The 17,004-nt window shown below is 39.4% G+C and carries 24 protein-coding genes; 20 read left to right on the forward strand and 4 right to left on the reverse strand.

The features are described from left to right. Nucleotides 1–373: 373 nt before the first annotated feature. Nucleotides 374–556: a hypothetical protein gene (locus IV71_RS04575; RefSeq protein WP_010017686.1), complete on the reverse strand. Its 183-nt coding sequence runs from the start codon at nucleotides 554–556 to the stop codon at nucleotides 374–376. 129 nt (nucleotides 557–685) lie between these two features. Here IV71_RS04575 and IV71_RS04580 point away from each other — a divergent pair, with 129 nt between their 5' ends. Continuing rightward, nucleotides 686–1,063 carry a hypothetical protein gene (locus tag IV71_RS04580; protein WP_010017687.1) on the forward strand — a complete coding sequence of 126 codons (378 nt, stop codon included), beginning with the start codon at nucleotides 686–688 and terminating at the stop codon, nucleotides 1,061–1,063. 90 nt (nucleotides 1,064–1,153) lie between these two features. Here the strand turns inward: IV71_RS04580 and IV71_RS04585 are convergent, their stop codons facing one another. Continuing rightward, nucleotides 1,154–1,693, reverse strand: a complete 540-nt coding sequence (locus tag IV71_RS04585; protein WP_010017688.1) for a GNAT family N-acetyltransferase — start codon at nucleotides 1,691–1,693, stop codon at nucleotides 1,154–1,156. A gap of 129 nt (nucleotides 1,694–1,822) precedes the next feature. Next, the gene (locus IV71_RS04590) at nucleotides 1,823–2,449 is read right to left on the reverse strand and encodes a helix-turn-helix domain-containing protein (protein ID WP_010017689.1); all 627 of its coding nucleotides are present in this window, start codon (nucleotides 2,447–2,449) and stop codon (nucleotides 1,823–1,825) included. A gap of 149 nt (nucleotides 2,450–2,598) precedes the next feature. Between IV71_RS04590 and IV71_RS04595 the strand changes: the two genes are divergently transcribed. The 17 genes from IV71_RS04595 (at nucleotide 2,599) to IV71_RS04660 (ending at nucleotide 13,758) form a co-directional block, all read left to right on the forward strand. Then, a complete protein-coding gene (locus IV71_RS04595) occupies nucleotides 2,599–2,799 on the forward strand; it encodes a helix-turn-helix domain-containing protein (protein ID WP_010017691.1) in 201 nt (66 codons plus the stop codon). A 210-nt stretch (nucleotides 2,800–3,009) separates the two neighbouring features. Beyond that, nucleotides 3,010–4,353 carry a phage/plasmid primase, P4 family gene (locus IV71_RS04600; protein WP_010017695.1) on the forward strand — a complete coding sequence of 448 codons (1,344 nt, stop codon included), beginning with the start codon at nucleotides 3,010–3,012 and terminating at the stop codon, nucleotides 4,351–4,353. A 257-nt stretch (nucleotides 4,354–4,610) separates the two neighbouring features. Continuing rightward, the gene (locus IV71_RS07930) at nucleotides 4,611–4,751 is read left to right on the forward strand and encodes a hypothetical protein (protein WP_010017696.1); all 141 of its coding nucleotides are present in this window, start codon (nucleotides 4,611–4,613) and stop codon (nucleotides 4,749–4,751) included. Then, nucleotides 4,748–4,891 carry a hypothetical protein gene (locus IV71_RS07935; protein WP_010017698.1) on the forward strand — a complete coding sequence of 48 codons (144 nt, stop codon included), beginning with the start codon at nucleotides 4,748–4,750 and terminating at the stop codon, nucleotides 4,889–4,891. The genes IV71_RS07930 and IV71_RS07935 overlap by 4 nt, the downstream gene beginning before the upstream one ends. A gap of 2 nt (nucleotides 4,892–4,893) precedes the next feature. Then, entirely contained in the window at nucleotides 4,894–5,304 is a 411-nt protein-coding gene (locus IV71_RS04605) for a DUF722 domain-containing protein (RefSeq protein ID WP_010017700.1), read from the forward strand. A gap of 13 nt (nucleotides 5,305–5,317) precedes the next feature. Beyond that, nucleotides 5,318–5,581: a hypothetical protein gene (locus IV71_RS04610; RefSeq protein WP_010017701.1), complete on the forward strand. Its 264-nt coding sequence runs from the start codon at nucleotides 5,318–5,320 to the stop codon at nucleotides 5,579–5,581. A gap of 115 nt (nucleotides 5,582–5,696) precedes the next feature. Beyond that, nucleotides 5,697–6,197: a hypothetical protein gene (locus tag IV71_RS04615; RefSeq protein ID WP_010017702.1), complete on the forward strand. Its 501-nt coding sequence runs from the start codon at nucleotides 5,697–5,699 to the stop codon at nucleotides 6,195–6,197. A gap of 146 nt (nucleotides 6,198–6,343) precedes the next feature. Next, on the forward strand, nucleotides 6,344–6,820 hold the full coding sequence (locus tag IV71_RS04620) for a phage terminase small subunit P27 family (protein WP_010017703.1): 477 nt from the start codon (nucleotides 6,344–6,346) through the stop codon (nucleotides 6,818–6,820). Then, the gene (locus IV71_RS04625) at nucleotides 6,817–8,652 is read left to right on the forward strand and encodes a terminase large subunit (protein ID WP_010017704.1); all 1,836 of its coding nucleotides are present in this window, start codon (nucleotides 6,817–6,819) and stop codon (nucleotides 8,650–8,652) included. Before IV71_RS04620 ends, IV71_RS04625 begins: the two co-directional genes overlap by 4 nt. Nucleotides 8,653–8,665: 13 nt before the next feature. Then, the gene (locus IV71_RS07940; RefSeq protein ID WP_010017706.1) at nucleotides 8,666–8,830 is read left to right on the forward strand and encodes a DUF1056 family protein; all 165 of its coding nucleotides are present in this window, start codon (nucleotides 8,666–8,668) and stop codon (nucleotides 8,828–8,830) included. Beyond that, nucleotides 8,827–9,900: a phage portal protein gene (locus IV71_RS04630; RefSeq protein WP_010017708.1), complete on the forward strand. Its 1,074-nt coding sequence runs from the start codon at nucleotides 8,827–8,829 to the stop codon at nucleotides 9,898–9,900. Before IV71_RS07940 ends, IV71_RS04630 begins: the two co-directional genes overlap by 4 nt. Next, entirely contained in the window at nucleotides 9,897–10,472 is a 576-nt protein-coding gene (locus tag IV71_RS04635) for an HK97 family phage prohead protease (protein WP_010017709.1), read from the forward strand. Before IV71_RS04630 ends, IV71_RS04635 begins: the two co-directional genes overlap by 4 nt. Then, nucleotides 10,469–11,590, forward strand: coding sequence for a phage major capsid protein (locus tag IV71_RS04640; protein WP_010017710.1), 1,122 nt, complete (start codon nucleotides 10,469–10,471; stop codon nucleotides 11,588–11,590). Before IV71_RS04635 ends, IV71_RS04640 begins: the two co-directional genes overlap by 4 nt. A 68-nt stretch (nucleotides 11,591–11,658) precedes the next feature. Beyond that, nucleotides 11,659–11,961 (forward strand): head-tail connector protein, encoded by a 303-nt coding sequence (locus IV71_RS04645; RefSeq protein ID WP_010017711.1) that lies wholly within the window; start codon nucleotides 11,659–11,661, stop codon nucleotides 11,959–11,961. Beyond that, nucleotides 11,951–12,298: a phage head closure protein gene (locus IV71_RS04650; protein ID WP_010017712.1), complete on the forward strand. Its 348-nt coding sequence runs from the start codon at nucleotides 11,951–11,953 to the stop codon at nucleotides 12,296–12,298. The genes IV71_RS04645 and IV71_RS04650 overlap by 11 nt, the downstream gene beginning before the upstream one ends. After that, nucleotides 12,298–12,492, forward strand: coding sequence for a hypothetical protein (locus IV71_RS04655; RefSeq protein ID WP_010017714.1), 195 nt, complete (start codon nucleotides 12,298–12,300; stop codon nucleotides 12,490–12,492). Before IV71_RS04650 ends, IV71_RS04655 begins: the two co-directional genes overlap by 1 nt. Nucleotides 12,493–12,600: 108 nt before the next feature. Further along, a complete protein-coding gene (locus tag IV71_RS04660; protein ID WP_010017715.1) occupies nucleotides 12,601–13,758 on the forward strand; it encodes a tyrosine-type recombinase/integrase in 1,158 nt (385 codons plus the stop codon). Between the two features lie 67 nt (nucleotides 13,759–13,825). Here IV71_RS04660 and IV71_RS04665 read toward each other — a convergent pair whose 3' ends face one another. Next, entirely contained in the window at nucleotides 13,826–14,155 is a 330-nt protein-coding gene (locus IV71_RS04665; protein WP_010017717.1) for a thioredoxin family protein, read from the reverse strand. A gap of 92 nt (nucleotides 14,156–14,247) precedes the next feature. Between IV71_RS04665 and IV71_RS04670 the strand changes: the two genes are divergently transcribed. Both IV71_RS04670 and IV71_RS04675 read left to right on the forward strand, forming a co-directional pair. After that, on the forward strand, nucleotides 14,248–14,994 hold the full coding sequence (locus tag IV71_RS04670) for a methylenetetrahydrofolate reductase (protein WP_158534688.1): 747 nt from the start codon (nucleotides 14,248–14,250) through the stop codon (nucleotides 14,992–14,994). 87 nt (nucleotides 14,995–15,081) lie between these two features. Then, entirely contained in the window at nucleotides 15,082–16,932 is a 1,851-nt protein-coding gene (locus tag IV71_RS04675; protein ID WP_010017720.1) for an APC family permease, read from the forward strand. Nucleotides 16,933–17,004 lie beyond the last annotated feature (72 nt).

Raw genomic sequence — 17,004 nt, forward strand, 5'->3', positions numbered from 1 at the left:
ATTGAAGTCACTTTCAGAGTGGCTTTTTTCATTGCAATAAAAAAACGCCATAACTTATGACGGATTTTGTTGATCATTTAATTTTGTTACAAAAATACTAATCATATCACTTCCATGAACTTCACCATCGGGAACGTTACACCATGGGCAAAAAATTAGTCTAACATTGTCTGTATCAGATTCAGACCAGTCATGTACGGTATATTTATATGGTTGCCCACAGTTCTTGCAAATTGCCTTAACTAGGTAGTTGTCATTCGAATTGTTAGTCATTAACTGATACCTCGTTTACTTTCTAAGGCTTAGTGTACTATAAAAAATACCCAAGTCTCAATAAAGAAACATGGGTATTTTTTTCAGTTTGTTAAAATAATTATTCCTCGAAGGCATCGATAACTTGCTTAACGACGTCTTTTGTTCCATCAGCTACTTTTTTGCCAGCCTCCTTAGTATCGTCAGCAAACTTCTTTCCTGCTTCCTTTGTTTCAGAAGCAAACTTCTTAGCATCGGATTCGAATTGTTCCTTCTTGGCATCGAACTTTTCTTCAAATGACATGGGCATTTCCTCTTTTCAGTTTTTCTAAAGTCAGTATACACCTAAATAAAAATAGTAGATGGTTAAAAGATAGTTATTCTAGTAATCCTGTTGAAATGGCAGTAAAATAATGTCAAAGGAGAAACTACTATGATTAAAGTTTCCGAAGCATACAAGGTGATTGATTCATTTGAAAACCCACTAAACAAGCAGGAAGAGTTTAGCAACAAAGAAAACTTTCATGTTAAGAATAATTTTATTGAGTATCATAACCAAAAGGAACACTGGCTTGCTTGGTTGGACTCAAAAGCGCCCACAGCGGACTTTAAGGACGTTTACGTGTATATTCGCTGTGCTCCCATGTTGAGTTACTTAGCGGACGGTTTGGGGCTTGATACGGACGATTTTGTTACTTACATTCAGCACGTCAAAGGGATTAACAATTCTAATGCTGTTGTTGAGTCACGTATGTTTCGTGAAGCCTTTCCGTATTCCGTAATCGAAGAAGCCATGAAAAAGAAAATGTAATCGAAGGGGTGGTGATTTGCCACCTCTTTTTTGTTACATAAAGAAAAGCCCACCATGGTGGCCGACTTGTTAATTAGTATTGCTAAGCATTTACTTTTGTTTTGCTAACCAGTCTGTCTGAAAGATAGCATAGCAATCAATGTTTACCCACTTTCCTTCGTAAAATGCCTCATCTTTGAGAGTGGCCTCTTTGACAAAACCAGCTTTATTATACGCCTTGACAGCTCCAATATTAAATGGGTAAACCGATAACTTCACTTTATGCATGTTAAGGTTATTGAAAGCGTAATCCAAAATCAAATTGAGTGTCTCTTGACCATATCCCTTGGCACGGTCTTCCTGTTTTGGAAAGCCAATACCAAGTTCACAAGAATGATTCCGAATATTGAAATCGAATAAGCTAACAAAACCAATTAAGCTATCGTCGATGACCTTACGCACTGTAAATTCGACAAATTCATTACTCTTGGATGCTTTACGAAAAATACTTTCCCAATCTTGTGCCGTCAATGGGTGGATCATATCCATTGACAGTGGATTAACAAAATCATTATCCCATTGCCAGCTTGCGAAGTTTTCTCCGTCTGAATCGTGGTAATGTGACAATTTGACGTTTTCACCTATGAACATATTAATCTCCCCTAATCTAATGTTTTTTTAATATATCGTATTTGTAAACGATTGTAACACAATCTGAACAACCGTACCTGAAAGTACGCCTGTGTAATCAGATAAATAGACATAATAAAAACCCCTGACCTAGTCGTCGGAGTTTTTTTTGTTTTGTTGTTCTTCTGCTAGCGCAGTTTTAGTAATGATATTAATACTTTCATTTTTCAATTTATTTGATATTTCTTTCAATAATTTATTATGTTCTAAACTTTTATTAGAAGCTACGTAAACTAAATTATCAATAATTGTTAGCAATTGTGACCTCAAACTAATATCACTGATTTGTTCATTAAAATTAAGTTCTGTTTCTGTTGACTCCTTATTTAATGTATTTAGGTAAATAAGAATTGGGGTAAGTTGCTCTGACTTTATGCGGTCTTGTCTGGCTTGCCATTCTCTGTTTAATTGTTGTCCTCCGTTTTCATCAAAGCGCGAAAGAAGTTTATCTAATTCGCTTTGATCAATTACAGGAATTTCTTTATTTTCATTTTGACTTGAGAATATTCCGTCCATTGCATGACGATAAGGGCTTGTACCCTGCAAATAAGCAACATCTACGTTGAAAAAGTCCGCGAGTTTTTGCCATGTTGCTAGTTTGGGTTCACGTTCGTTTCTTTCGTAAAGTGAAATAGCTTGGGTTGAAATACCCAAGTAGTCCGCAAGTTCACCTTGGGCTATATGTTTATTTTTTCTTAATTCTTTAATTCTATTCATGGCTTAATTATAAATTAAAAATAACTAATAACAACAAAATGATTATATTTCTATCTAAAATTAAACTTTTTGTTGATTTATATTGATGACGATGCTATATTTATTTTGTTGATTAAACAAATTGTTGAATTTTTATAGGAGGCGAACAATTGCCAGTAATTAGTAACGATATGGCCAAGGCCATCAAAAGACAACGGGGCGAACTTAATTTAAAAGTGAGTGATCTAGCAGAGCAGACAAACTTGTCACGCTTTACCTTGTACCGTGTTCTAAATAGTACAGGCGAATACGTGACAAACAAAACCTATAATTCACTAAATGAATGGTTATTGAAGGAGGAAACAAAATGATGGCATGGATATTTCAATTCATAGGATTGTTGACTGTTATAGGTGGCGCATTTGTCACCGGACTTACGATTGGAGCGGAACTGAATGAAAAATGACACAAAAAAAGCCCTTGAACGAAAGTTTGGCGACCGAGTTCAGGGACTGAATAAAGATATTCAACAAGATTATATCATTTTGTCGAGTGAAGGTTAATAGGAAAGGAGGTTTAGTTTGACAGAAGAAAAAAAGTTACCGCCCTTTATTTACTTAGATGATAAAGACAAGGAAAAGGTTGATCAGCATAAAGTTGTTGAGATTATTTTAGACAAAACCAAATTTTTCAATACAACAAAACATTTAGCTGGCTATTATTACAATGGTCAGTATTGGGAACAACTAAAAACTCGTGCCGTCCGTGATACGTTTTTAAAAAACTTTACTAGTCGGTTATTGAAAGATTATGTTACCTCTAAGTTACTTCGTGACATTTTGGAATTAGTTTTAGCTAGGTCTTTAGATGACCAGAAGGCCTTAAATTTTGAAAAACGAAAGTCATTCGCGTCTTTCAAAAACACAGCGGTTGATGGGGACTCAATGGAGTTTGTTCCGAATAGCCCATACCTTTATTTATTAGGTGGTTTTGATTTTGAAATTAAAAAAGGAGATTGTGACAAAACAAAGGCATTATTTGAGTCAATTTTAGGTGAAAACAGTCAATTTATGATTGAGTACGTTGGTTCAATGTTTCATCGAACCTATCGACCATTTCAATATATGGTCATCATACAAGGTAAAGCCGGTTCAGGTAAGTCTTATCTTGTCGAGTTAATTCGTAATGTGCTTGGTAAAGATATGACAACTAGTTTATCTTTGGAGCAAATCTCGCAAGACAAGTTTATGACAGCCAACCTTCTAGGATCGTATGCCAACATCAAAAGTGATTTGAACAATGATTTTATCCCAACGTTTGAAGTTATCAATAACTTGACCGGTTCTGACTCTCTTCAAGTTCAGTTTAAGGGAGAAAACAGTTTCGCTTTTGTTAATCATGCGAAATTACTTTTTACTGCTAACGAAGCCCCATCAATTAAGGTGAATGAAGGAATTCGTCGACGGGTTAAAATCCTCAACTCTAAAGCACCAAAGCATGTTGTCGAAAAAAACGAAGAGACAGATTATTCAAAATATATGGAAGAACGTTCAGCATTTGTGTACTTTGCCATGTCTTCATACATGAAGGCAAAACAGATTGGAGATATGAAAATAACACCAGACATTGAAAACACGACAAAAGAATGGTTTGTTAAAGGCGATGTTGTAGAAAACTGGGCTAATGAACACTTACAAAGTGATGAAAATATAAATCAAAGAAAAGACTTTATCTATACCATGTTTTCTCAAGATTTAATTTATGATGGAGAAAAAATTACAACCACTAGGCAAAAATTTTATAGGCGACTAGAAGAAATAGGATATACCTTGAGTAAGTCGAGGTCTTCAACATCAGGAAATGATGACACATATGACAAAGGAACACCTGCTAATAGAATTATGGGATTTAAGTATGTTCCATAAAAACTGAATATGTTCCAGAAATGTTCCGGGCTTTTACGTTGGCACTACTGGTTTGTTCCAGATGTTCCATAAATTATTAAGTTATAACGTATAGAAAAAATAAATAAGAATAAATATATATATAGTGAGTCACACTTTTTTGGAACTTTCGGAACAACCGTTGATATATAAGCATTTCTGTTGGAACATTCTTGGAACAAAACCGGAACAATGCGTATATAACCGGAACACTAACACTACACAAAGGGGAAATAACCATGAACCAATCAATTAAACAATTAAACTCACTATTTGATGAACCTGTATTTGTAGAAGAGGGTAAAGACTTAAGGTTAGCAACACCGGATGCTATGAAACGATTGAAAGAGTTAGCAATGAAAATGGGGTGCAAGTCATGAACAAGCTGGACAATTTAGACATGTTGGAAATCAAGGCAACAATTGAAAAGGAATTAGTCAACCAGACACGATGGATTATTGGTTCGCAAATTGTAACGGTAATTATCGTAATGATCATCATGAAACTGTCTAGGGGGTAGCCATGGCTGATGAAGTAGACCGTAAGTTTAAGATGTATTTTTCTGGGATTTGGCAACATAACCTAGACTGGCGACACTTTGAGTTAGACCACCAACGAGCGCCAACTGATGACAATATTGGTGGTGGCAGGTTGCAGAATGTAAACGTGGCTAAGAACGCTGTAGAGTCTAAAGTAGCCCGTAAGATAGATGACCCCATCGTTCATGACTTGACGATGCGGATTGAGTCAATGGAACATTTTTTGCAGATACTATCAGACCGTGACATCAAGATGTTAGAGTTGCGATTTAAGAAGAACCCGGATAAGTGGGACATTGTCGAGTCTAAGTTGTTTCGGTCAGCAAGGCGTTTAAGTGCCGACCTAAAAAGAATTAAGGCAGAGTACCGAAACGGTATTTATTGGATAGATTAAAAGGAGAAGATACATGAAACAAGAAGAGAAGTTTACTGACCTTGAATTGATGCAACAAGCAGTGATCCAAAAGTTACAGGAAGATAAAATTGAGATGGCTCATGATTGTCAACGACATTTTACATTGTCACAGACACTGGCTAAGTTGTTTGGGTTGCTTGGAACAAACGTTCCTAATGTGATACGTGGAGACTATACAACACACCCAGTATCAGAAGAGGAACGCAAGCGAATTAAGCGTGAAATTAATGAAGGGTTTAAAGAAGACATTATCTAGCCTGTGGATAACTAAAAGCCTGTTGACAGTGTCCTTTTCTCGTCCCTTTAACAGCCCGTTTAACCCATAGAAACATGGCATAATTGTAGTATGGAATGATAAGCGGAGGTACGTAATGAGATTACATCGATGTGCCGAAGTTGGTTGTCGTGAGTTGATTAAGTTAGGACATGATTATTGTGACCAACATTATCAGACAAGAATGTCTGCCTTTGATAAGAAACGTAAGCGAGACCAAGAGTTAAGTAGTCAGACCTTACGAGGACAACATGAACGTTATCGTTACTTCAAGAAATACAACGAAGAGGTTCGTCCAGAGTTAGGTCATGAGTTTTATCAGTCTAAAGAATGGGAAAAGATTAGTTTATATCTCAAGCAACGTGACATGTACACAGACGCTGTTGATGGTCGAGTGTATGACCAAGGCAATTTAATTGCTGATCACATCGTTCCTCGTCGTTTGTTGAAGACGAAAGCCGAACAGTTGGACATGTCGAACCTATGGCTACTATCTCGCTCTCATCACAGCCACAAGACGGCTATTGAACAAAAGCTATCAGACAGTCAGCTCAAACACGTTAATCGTGAATGGTGGATAAAAGTATTGAAGGATTGACTCGGTCAGTCCTTTTTTTATTTGATACCCCCCGCCGTTTACGTTCGTCAGGGGAGCACATACCAGGGCTGCCTTCCTCTTTAAAACAAACAATTATTTTTTCGTTTTTGGAGGGCTGACCAATCAGATTAGAAAGGAGGTATACAATGCCAAGAAAAGCAAAAATTACAACTTCTGACAGCGATAGAGCCTATCAACGTCAACGAACAGAAGCCTTGAAAGAAGCTAACTCAGAAATGGCCAAGCTATCAGAAAAACCACCTCTTCATTTAAAGGGAGTGGCTAATCAATTGTGGGCAACGCTTGTTCCAGAGTTGAACAAGTTGGGATACATTACTAGTTCTGATAACTCGACTGTTGAAGCTTTTTGTATTAATTACAGTGTCATGCGTGAAGCTTACGATAGTATCAAAGAAGTAGGTGCTATCTATGAAAATCAAGGTCGATATTATAAAAACCCAGCTACTGCTGTATTGAACGATGCAACAGGTAAGGTCAAGTCCTTAGGTGGAGAATTAGGATTAAGTCCAAGTTCTCGGGCAACCTTGATTGAGCGAGCGAACGATGGTGACTCATCCTTAACTGGTGATGATCTAGTCAAAATGTTTGGTGATAGCCAATGATTGAAAAATATCAAGATGTTATCAAGGAATACGGATTAGAAGAACCAACGATTCATTACTGTGTGGATGTTCTTAATGGAAAAATCATTGCTGGAGAGAAAATTAAGTTAGCCTGTGAACGGCATTTGTCGGATTTACAACGAGTTAAAAGTGACCCAACGTTTCAATATATTTATGACTCCGAACGAACACAGCGAGTAATTAAGTTTAGTAGCTTGCTTGTTGATTTGGAAAGCCGTGAGCCCTTCAAAATAAGCCCGTATGAGTCTTTTATAGTTGGGCTACTGGAAGGTTGGGTCGAGCCTCAAATGCACGGTAAGCGTTTTGATAGGGCAATTATTTCAATGTCCCGTGCAAATGGTAAGACTGCCATTATGGCGTTAATTAGTTTGTACAACTTCCTGTTTGGTCAACCTAAAACAAATCGCCAATTGGCGGTAGCAAGTGCAGATACGGCACACGCTGATGCGTTGTTTAAGTACATGTCGAGCCAATGGGCAAACTTAGCAGATGGAACGTTCTCAAAGATGGCCAAGCAGTGGGGAATTGAATATAACCAACGTGAAATGCGAATTAAAAGCCAGTCAACGACCATGAGAAAACTAAGTGCTTCATCCAGTACCACTAGTGACGGAATTGGTCACTTTAGTTATGCGGTTGTCGACGAATACCATTTGTTTAAAGACCGGTCGTTTATTAATTCGATTACATCAGGTCAAGCATTCTTGCCGGGGTCACAAACTATTTTCATCAGTACCAGTGGGACAGATGTTAGAAGTCCAATGTATGCCGATTACAAACGTTATAGTTCATTCCTTAGTGAAAGAACATGGCAGAAGATAGATAATATTTTGTTCCTTGCTTGGGAACAAGATAGCGATGATGAGGCCTTTGGAAATCCTGATTTATGGCAAAAATCGAATCCTCTTTTTGAATTAGCTAGTAAAAAACAGTCAGCGATTCCCAAACTAACAGCAGAGCGAGATGAACTTAATTCTCAAGGTCGTTTACCTGATTTTTTGGTAAAGAACATGAACCGTTGGCAAAATGCCAAAGAGAACGCCTTTTTACCTGTTGATTTACTAAACCAAGCGATTATATCAGACTTTGATATGGCTGGTAGAGACGTTTATATTGGTTTTGATTATAGCCAAACAAACGATGATACAGCTCTTGCTTTTGTATTCCCATATGCTGATGAAAACGGTAACCAGAAATACCATTTATATCAACATTCTTTTATTCCACTAGCCAAACTTGGGACAATTGAGGCAAAAGAACAGCGGGACGGTATTAATTACCGTGATGTTGAAAGTAAAGGGTTTGCCACGATTACACGAGACAGGTTCGGATTAATTGACGAAGATGAGGTGTTTAACTTCATGTTGTCATTTATCGAAAGGTACGATCTCAACGTAAAGGCCATTCTGTACGACCAATGGGGCGCTGGAAAGTTTATTAGACGACTAGATGAGGTCAAAAACGAATATTTAATCATACCGGTTCGTCAAGGTATCAAATCGTTAAATGAACCAACGAAGTTTTTGCAGACATCATTTGTTAAAAATCAGATAACCATGTTTGACGATAGCGCTATGTTTGGAGCATTGGCCAATGCAGTCATTGTTGAAGATAATAACGGTATCAAGATTGATAAACATACTAATAGCGCAAAAATCGATATTGTCGATGCTGTAATCAACGCTTTATATGAAGGTATGTGGTATTTTACGCAATTTAGCAATGCACCAGAAGATAATAGCAAAAGCCCGTTTGTTGGCATGTCCCAAGAAGAAATTAACGATTATTTTACGAAAGAGTTTTCATTTTAGAAAGGAGTGTAATATGCAAAGTTTAGGTAAGTACTTACCATTTATCTTGATTGTATTAGGTATGCTTGCCATTTCCTATAGTGCGATGATGATTTCAATGGCCTTAGGTTGGCTGGTAGTTGGTTTGAGTTTATGTACGGTTGCTTATATTCTTTCTCCTAAAGGAGGAAAAGTATGAGTCTAAAAAATCCATTTGAAAGACGGCAGGTAATTACAACCAGTAGTTACTTGCCTTTTATTATGAGCAGTTCAGGAACATCAATTGTCCCTAATGAATTAATTGGGGCAGAACGTGCTTTGAAGAACAGTGATTTGTACAGTGTCACGAGCCTGATTAGTGCTGATGTAGCCGGTTCTAGTTTTGTTGGTAATGATAAAAAGGCGTTGTCACTATTAAATAAACCAAGTCAATTGACTAATCGTTATAACTTTTGGCAGACAATGGTTTTAGAGTTGCTATTGTCAGGTAATGCTTTTGCCATTATTGGCAAAAATGAGTTGCGATATGTTCCTAGTCAGTCCGTTGTAATTGATTTAACAGACGATAAGTTAACTTATCAAGTGAACCCATTTGGTGACTACCAAGGTGGTAACTATTCGTCCGATGAGGTCTTACATTTTAAAATCATGACCTATGGCATGAATGGGCAAGAATTGGTAGGACATAGCCCATTAGAAAGCTTGACCAGTGAAATTAGTCAGCAAGAACGGGCTAATCGTTTATCTTTGGCAACACTAGCACAAGCTATTAATCCAACGTCCGTTATTAAAGTTCCAGATGCAGTATTGAGTCCCGAAGCAAAGGACAATGTCCGTAAAGAGTTTGAAAAAGCAAACACTGGTAATAATGTTGGTCGCAGTCTTGTATTAGATCAAAGCGCAGATTTTCAAACTATTTCAATCAATGCAGATGTGGCTAAGTTCCTAAACAATGCGACTTATCAACGTAGTCAGATTTCTAAGGCTTTCGGTGTTCCCGATAGCTATTTGAACGGTCAAGGTGACCAGCAAAGCAACTTAGAGATGATTCAAAGTATGTATGTCAACGGTCTTAATCGTTATATCGAGCCTATCGTGAGTGAAGTACGGGCCAAGTTTAGCCCTGATATCAATCTAGACATGAGTAGTATTTTGGATTATTCAAACGCTATTTTTAAGCAGGACGTATTGAACTTTGTTGATAAACAGATTTTAACTGCCGAGCAGGCACAAAAGATTTTAATTGATAAGGGGGTAATTACTTTATGAAAAATAAAGAAATTCGCAACTTGTCACTTTCAGAAGTGCAGTACCGGAATAGCGATAATCAAAACTTTGTCGGGGTTATCTCTGGTTATGCAGTGGTCTTTAATAAGGCTAGTCAAAACCTAGGTGGATTTGTTGAATACATTGAACCAACGGCTTTTGATGGTGTTGATATGTCCGATGTAGTCGCTTTGTATGATCATGATTTCGCTAATGTATTGGGCAGAACATCTGCCGATACGCTAAAACTAACCATTGATGAACAAGGTTTGTATTTCGAGTTAAATATCCCAGATACAACTGTTGGACGGGACGTTTATACCAACATCCGAGCAGGTAACCTTCAAGGTATGAGCTTTGGTTTCACGGTTGTTAGTGATAGTTGGCAAAACGGAAGTGATGGCGTAGCCATTCGACAAGTTGACTCAATTGGACAACTTTTTGAAGTCTCTGTCGTCACCATGCCGGCATACCAGGATACAAACGTTGAGGCTATTCGGTCGTTAAGAATGGTTGCTGATAAGCAAAAGATGTTGTTATTGCTAGATGTATATGAAAAGGAGAATGCAGAATGAAAACGTCAGAAATTGAAGGACAAATTAAGTCCTTGAAGAAACAGGAAGCAGAAAAAATTAATGAGGTTCGCACATTGGCAAACAGTGATCAGTCAGATGTGGCTGATGTACAGGCTGGAATGAAGGAAGTAGAAGAATTGCGCAGTCAATTGGCTAATGCTAAGAAAGAACTAGAAACGGTTCAACGTGCAAAAGAGCTACTTGATGATGAAGCAAAAACAGAAGAAAAAAAGGAGTCCGAAGACATGAAAATTAACCCTAACCAAGAACAAGAAACTGCAGAAGTACGTGATTTTATCCATTACCTAAAGACTGGTGAAAAGCGTGATAACGGAATGACAACAGTAGATGCCGGTGTTGTTATCCCAAAGGAAATTTTGAACGTACAAAAAGTACCAACTGACAATCGAAACTTGGCCTCATTGGTAAACCGAGTAATGGTTTCATCTGGTATGGGAACATTGCCAATTCTGCAAAAGAACACGGCACGCTTGACGACTGCCGAAGAACGAGCAGAAAATCCAGAAATTACTAAGGCTATTTTGAAGAACGTTGATTATAAGGCACTCACGTATCGTGGCGCTTTGCCTTTGTCTATGGAAATGATTCAAGATGCACCTAATCTAAAGGAATTGTTGAACACTTATGTACAAGAAGCCAAGGAATTGACGGAACAGTACCAAATTGGTCAAGTTTTGCAGACTGCAACGCCTGTTAAGGCAGGGTCAGCCGATGAGTTGAAGACGGCTTACAATACTGGGCTGGCTAACTATAACCGCCAATGGGTTGTGACAGAGTCATTTTACAATGCAATCGATTTGTTGAAGGACGCTAACGGTCGTTATCTGTTGCAAGATTCGATCTCTTCTGCAACTGGTAAGTCATTGTTTGGTGCAAATGTAACGGTTGTATCTGATGATGTTCTGGGCGGTGGAGCAAAGGGCTTTGTTGGTGACCCTAAGGCCTTTGTTCTTGAGGCTTTGCGTTCTGATGTGTCAGTAGAGTGGGATCACAACGAAAACTATGAACACATTCTTGCTGTTGCTTTGCGTGCTGACTTTAAGCCAGCAGATACAAACGCCGGTAAGTTTGTTTCATTTGGCGAAACAGGTAAGTAATTGTCCATAAGTGGACAACATAAACATTCCCCAGTAGTGGGGAGTACATATATTGAAGGAGAACAGCAATGAATATTGTCACTAAAGAGGAATTAGCTAAAGAATTGAATATCGACTTAACACTAGATGAAATGAGCACAATAACATCATTAATTGAGTCTGCTAAGGCTTTGATTAGTTCAGCAATTAAATTAAACGTCACTGATGAACAGTTATTAAAAATTAATGGTGAGCTATATAACCGGCTGATTAAGACATTGGCAACGAGCTTATACTATGACCGAGAGCTAACGTCAGGATACTCAAAAGGAACGATGATTATGTTGACGAATTTACGTTCAGAGGCGTTGGGGGTTAGTGATGAAGTATAAACCAAGTGATTTTAATAAGATTGTCCGTTTGGGGTCTATCGAGAGTGTTCCTAATGAAATCAATGGAAATCTTATGGAAACGTTTGTGGAAGACATGAAGCTACACTATGCACCAAAGACACGAACGATGACACAACAGTATACGCTGTTAGGAACGAAGCTAGAAGACACCATTTTAATTGTCATTAGACACAATTCTGCTGTACAGGATAAGATGCTGGCACAACTCCCAGACAATAAATACTATGAAATTGTGGGTATTAGTCCTGACGAATCGAACAACATTATTAAATATGACATTGTCACATTGAAATTAAGCCAAAAAGGAGTGGAGTGATGGAAAAACTGGAAGTAATGGAATGGCCGAAGTGGTTACGTCGTAATCAAGCCCACCGTTATTTAAGCGTTGCGGATAACACGTTTATGAAAAACTATGTAAAGAATGGAAAAGTTAAAGCTTATCCAACTGCTCATGGTATCCGTTATGATCGAGATGAAATTGATGAAGCCGTTCGTCACTATTACGACTAATGTTAGTCAGAAACTAAATATTGTGGAATAATGAAAGCGTGTTAGTTTGAAAAAACCACGCTTTTTTATTTTGACTTTTTACTCAATCATCAGAAGGAAGAATAAAAAATGCAAATCAAAGAAGTTGATAGCAGAAGTGGTAAAACGTATGAAGTAGTTGGATATTTAGGCCGAAATAAAGACGGTACTAAAGCAAGAGCAAAGAAGAGGGGATTTGACACAAAGAGAAGCGCAGAGCAATGGTTTAATAATCAAAAATTACTGTTTGAAAATGGCGAGAGTCGTTACAATAAAAAAACAACCCCCGATGTCATGACCATTCAGGAGTTGTATGATATGTGGCTAGAAACCTACCAGTACACTGTAGAAGAAAGTACACTTGGTAAAACGATGAAAACAATTGAATTACACATACTTCCCAAGTGGGGTAAGGTGCTCGTAAGTGACATCAAGCCAATTGATTTACAACGCTATATTAACACATTGCAGGGTCAGTTGTTGCACTATCGAAAAGTGGTCGCTCATTTGAAAAGGTTGGTTAGATTAGCCGTGAGAATGGATATGATACCAGTTGACCCATTCACTAAAGTTGAAATGCCAAAGCAACGAAGGAACAAAAATAAACCAAAGCAGTTTATGGATGTTGATGAATTTAAGGCTTTTATTGATGTATTAGATAATCAATATTGTAATGTAAACCGACAGGCTTATGTCTTGCTAAGGTTGGCCGCATTCACAGGTATGAGAACAGAAGAATTACTAGCCTTGCAATGGAAACACATTGACTTTAATGGCGGATATATCCACATTGTACAAGCGCTCGGAAGAGGCCTTAGAGGTGGAACGTACTTGAAGGAACCGAAAAGCGACAGTAGTAAGAGGACAATAAAAGTTGATAGTGGTATGATGTCCGTACTCGCTGATTTCTATGATAATAGTTCCAATAAAACAGAAGATGATTTTGTCTTTAATGTTCATGGAGATAAATTAAACATAGGCCGTCCGAATAAGTGGATGCATGATGTCAGCGAGCAGTATGGCGTGGCTGTTGGGTTATCTATGCACAAGTTACGCCATACTTGGGCAACGTTGGCTTTAGATCAAGGAGCCAGTATCAAACAGGTACAAACTTATTTGGGTCACGCTGATGTCTCAATGACATTGAATGTGTACAGTGATATTACGAAGCGAGCAAGTGATGAGACGGGTAATGTTCTCTCAAAACTAACATTAGAGGAACACAAAAAAGGGCACAAAGTGCCCTAGATATAGGGGCGATGCTTAGTAAATGATTCCTAAGGAATCCACCCCTCTTTCAGTGTATATGGTTGATTTACTTCAAAGTGTCTTCATACCATTCAGTAATTTGCTTTGGCGTCAGGCGCTCCCCATGGCCGATTTGGTCGATTTTTTGTCCGTTTTCAAAGAGGACAAAGGCGGGAATCCCCTTCAAGCCAAACTGGCTGGCCCAATCCAAATTTTGATCGCGGTCAGCATCCATCCAGTCGGCTGTTTTTTCAACTTGGTCGCGAATGGCTTGAACGAAAGGTTTAATCACTTTGCAGTCACCACACCATTCGGCTGAAAGGAAAACGATGTGACGGCCAGGTGCTTCAATAAAGTTTTGGAGTTCCTGGTTTGAATGTTCTTCTGGTTGATACATAATTGACCTCCAATTTTTCTTCCATTGTAGCACAGAAGTTAAAATTGGACTAGTTGCATTTTTGATTGAGGAGAGGGCTAATGTGCGGGAAAATGATTTGTGAATTATACCAAAAAAGGCACGGAAGAGTTCTTTCAGCTGAACTGACAAAACAGAAAGCAGAAAAGCTCTTACAAAGTGGTCTAACAAAAAGAGAAGAAGGATTCGCGTTCTTTTCTCTTGTTAATCAGGGGCAAACAGAAGACGACTTTACTTCCTTGTTGGCCCTTGCTGGGCGTCTCCAACGAGCGATTGACCGACCAATCATGGTTCATCTTCGCACCGGCGATTTAAGTCCGCAAATGCTTCCTGAGTTTTTCGAGCAGATAGCAGAAGCAGAACTGGTTAATTTTTTGATTATCGGTGGGGATAAGCGAGTTCATTCCGGTGGTTTTTCCACCACCGAAGATTTGCTGAAAGCCTTGAGAAAGGGGACACCCGATCGCTTGTCCCTCGGAGCGACTATCGATCCGAGCCAACCGGCTGCCCCGTTGAAGGCAAAAGTTCGACAGGCAGCGGGCGCCGATTTCCTAATTAGCCAAGTTCTTTTTGATGAACAGCCCCTGTTAGCGTTGCAGGATAAACTACGCAAAGCAAATCCGACGTTTTCAATACCACTCATACCGGGACTTTTGTTGAAGCCGACTCTTGGTCAGCTTCGTTGGGTGAATCACGTGTTAAAAGTCGCTATTCCTGATGACTATTATGCCCAACCAGCGCTAGCCGGGCAGAGGCTACGGACACAACTGAATCAAGTAAATTTTGTTGGGGAGCATTTTTTTACAGTTCCTGAAAAATAAGGCTTGGTAAAGACCTACCCACCTTTTTTTCTTTTGTTAAAAGGGGTACAATAAATACTTATTAAAGAATAAATTTGGAGAGAAACCATGTTTCGAAACCTTAAGCGTGTTGTCATCGGAAAACCTTTGAAAAGCTCAGAGGCAGCAGGACAGTCATTGACCAAGTCAAAAGCGCTGGCCCTACTTTCTTCCGATGCGCTATCATCCGTTGCCTATGGAACGGAATCAATCACATCTGTATTAATTACCGCGGGCGCTGTGGCCCTGTGGTTGCAGTTGCCAATTGCGATGATTATTTTAGTCTTGCTAGGGGCAATCGTCCTTTCTTATCGACAGATTATTAAAGCCTACCCAAATGGTGGCGGTGCCTACACCGTTGCCAGTCAGAATTGGGGGGCCAAGGCCGGCTTAGTTGCTGGTGGTTCTCTTTTGGTCGACTATATGCTAACGGTTGCCGTTTCAGCTTCGGCAGCGGCTGACGCTATTACGGCGGCGGTACCTGCTCTTTTAAATTTTGCGGTACCACTATCCATTGCAACAATTTTGATCTTAACGGCTTTGAATTTGCGTGGGTTACGTGAATCGGCTAACTTCTTAATGGTTCCCGTTTATTTCTTCATTGTTGTGATGACGATTACTGTCCTCTGGGGGCTCTTTCAGGCTGCTACCGGAGCAATTCCCGCTCATCAAGCCGCACGAATCGGCACCGACTTTTCCGGTTTGACCTTGATTTTCTTTTTGCGTGCTCTGTCTTCTGGTTCTTCCTCTCTGACTGGTGTGGAAGCCATTTCCAACGCGGTACCAAACTTTAAAGAACCGAAAGAAAAGCATGCGGCGACGACTTTGACCATGATGGCTGCTATTTTGGCCTTCTTCTTCCTTGGCATTACTTTCTTGTCTTACTGGTATGGCATTCAGCCAAACAGTCATTCGACTGTTCTTTCACAGATTGCTGCGCAAACTTTTGGCGGCCATAACCTGTTCTTCTACTTAGTTCAGTTGGCCACTGCCCTTATTTTGGCAGTAGCGGCGAACACAGGTTTTTCTGCCTTTCCGGTTCTGGCCGTTAACTTGGCCAAAGACAAGTACTTGCCCCATCTTTACTTGGACAAGGGGGACCGTCTCGGCTACTCGAATGGGATTTTGTCACTTTCCATTGGGGCCATGATTTTGACGGTGATTTTCCATGGGAACACTGATAATTTGATTCCGCTTTATGCTGTGGGTGTTTTTGTACCGTTTACCCTATCACAGTCAGGCATGATCATTCACTGGTATCGCAATCGTCAGGAAGAAGGTTTCTGGTGGTTTAAGTCCATTATTAACTTTATCGGGGCCGCCATGTCGGCGGGCTTGGTGATTGTCCTCTTCGTGACCCGTTTAAATCACGTTTGGCCCTATCTCTTCATCATGCCCCTCGTGATGTTCATGTTCTTCCGCATTCGTCGTCATTACGAAGCAATTGCTCGACAGTTGCGTTTGCAGTACGTTAATAACGTTGAATCGGTTCGCCATGAATACGATGGTTCAACGGCCATTGTCTTAGTCTCGAACTTGACCCGTGTCACTTCAGAAGCCGTTGATTATGCGCAGTCAATCGCTACCAAAGTCGTGGCGATGCACGTGTCCTTCGATGACAACCCTGGACGTGAGGAGAAGATTCAGGCGCAGTTCAAGGCAGACTTTGGGGATGTACGTTATGTTGACGTTCACACGTCCTACCGCTCCATTGTTAAACCAGTCGTGAACTTTGTTTCCAAAGTGTCGAAACAGTCAGAAAAGGTCAACCATTCCGTAACCGTGATTATTCCGCAATTTGTGCCAAAGAAGCCTTGGCAAAACATTTTGCATAACCAATCATCGTTGCGCCTGCGAGCGGCCCTGTCCACAATGGATAACATCTCCATTTCAACTTATTATTACCATCTATCCGAATAAGGAAAATAAAAAAGTCGGTCAACCATGCTTCAATGTATGGCTGACCGATTTTTTGTTTATGTGCACAAAAAA

The organism is Fructobacillus fructosus KCTC 3544 (assembly GCF_001438695.1).
In the GTDB taxonomy this organism is placed as follows: domain Bacteria; phylum Bacillota; class Bacilli; order Lactobacillales; family Lactobacillaceae; genus Fructobacillus; species Fructobacillus fructosus.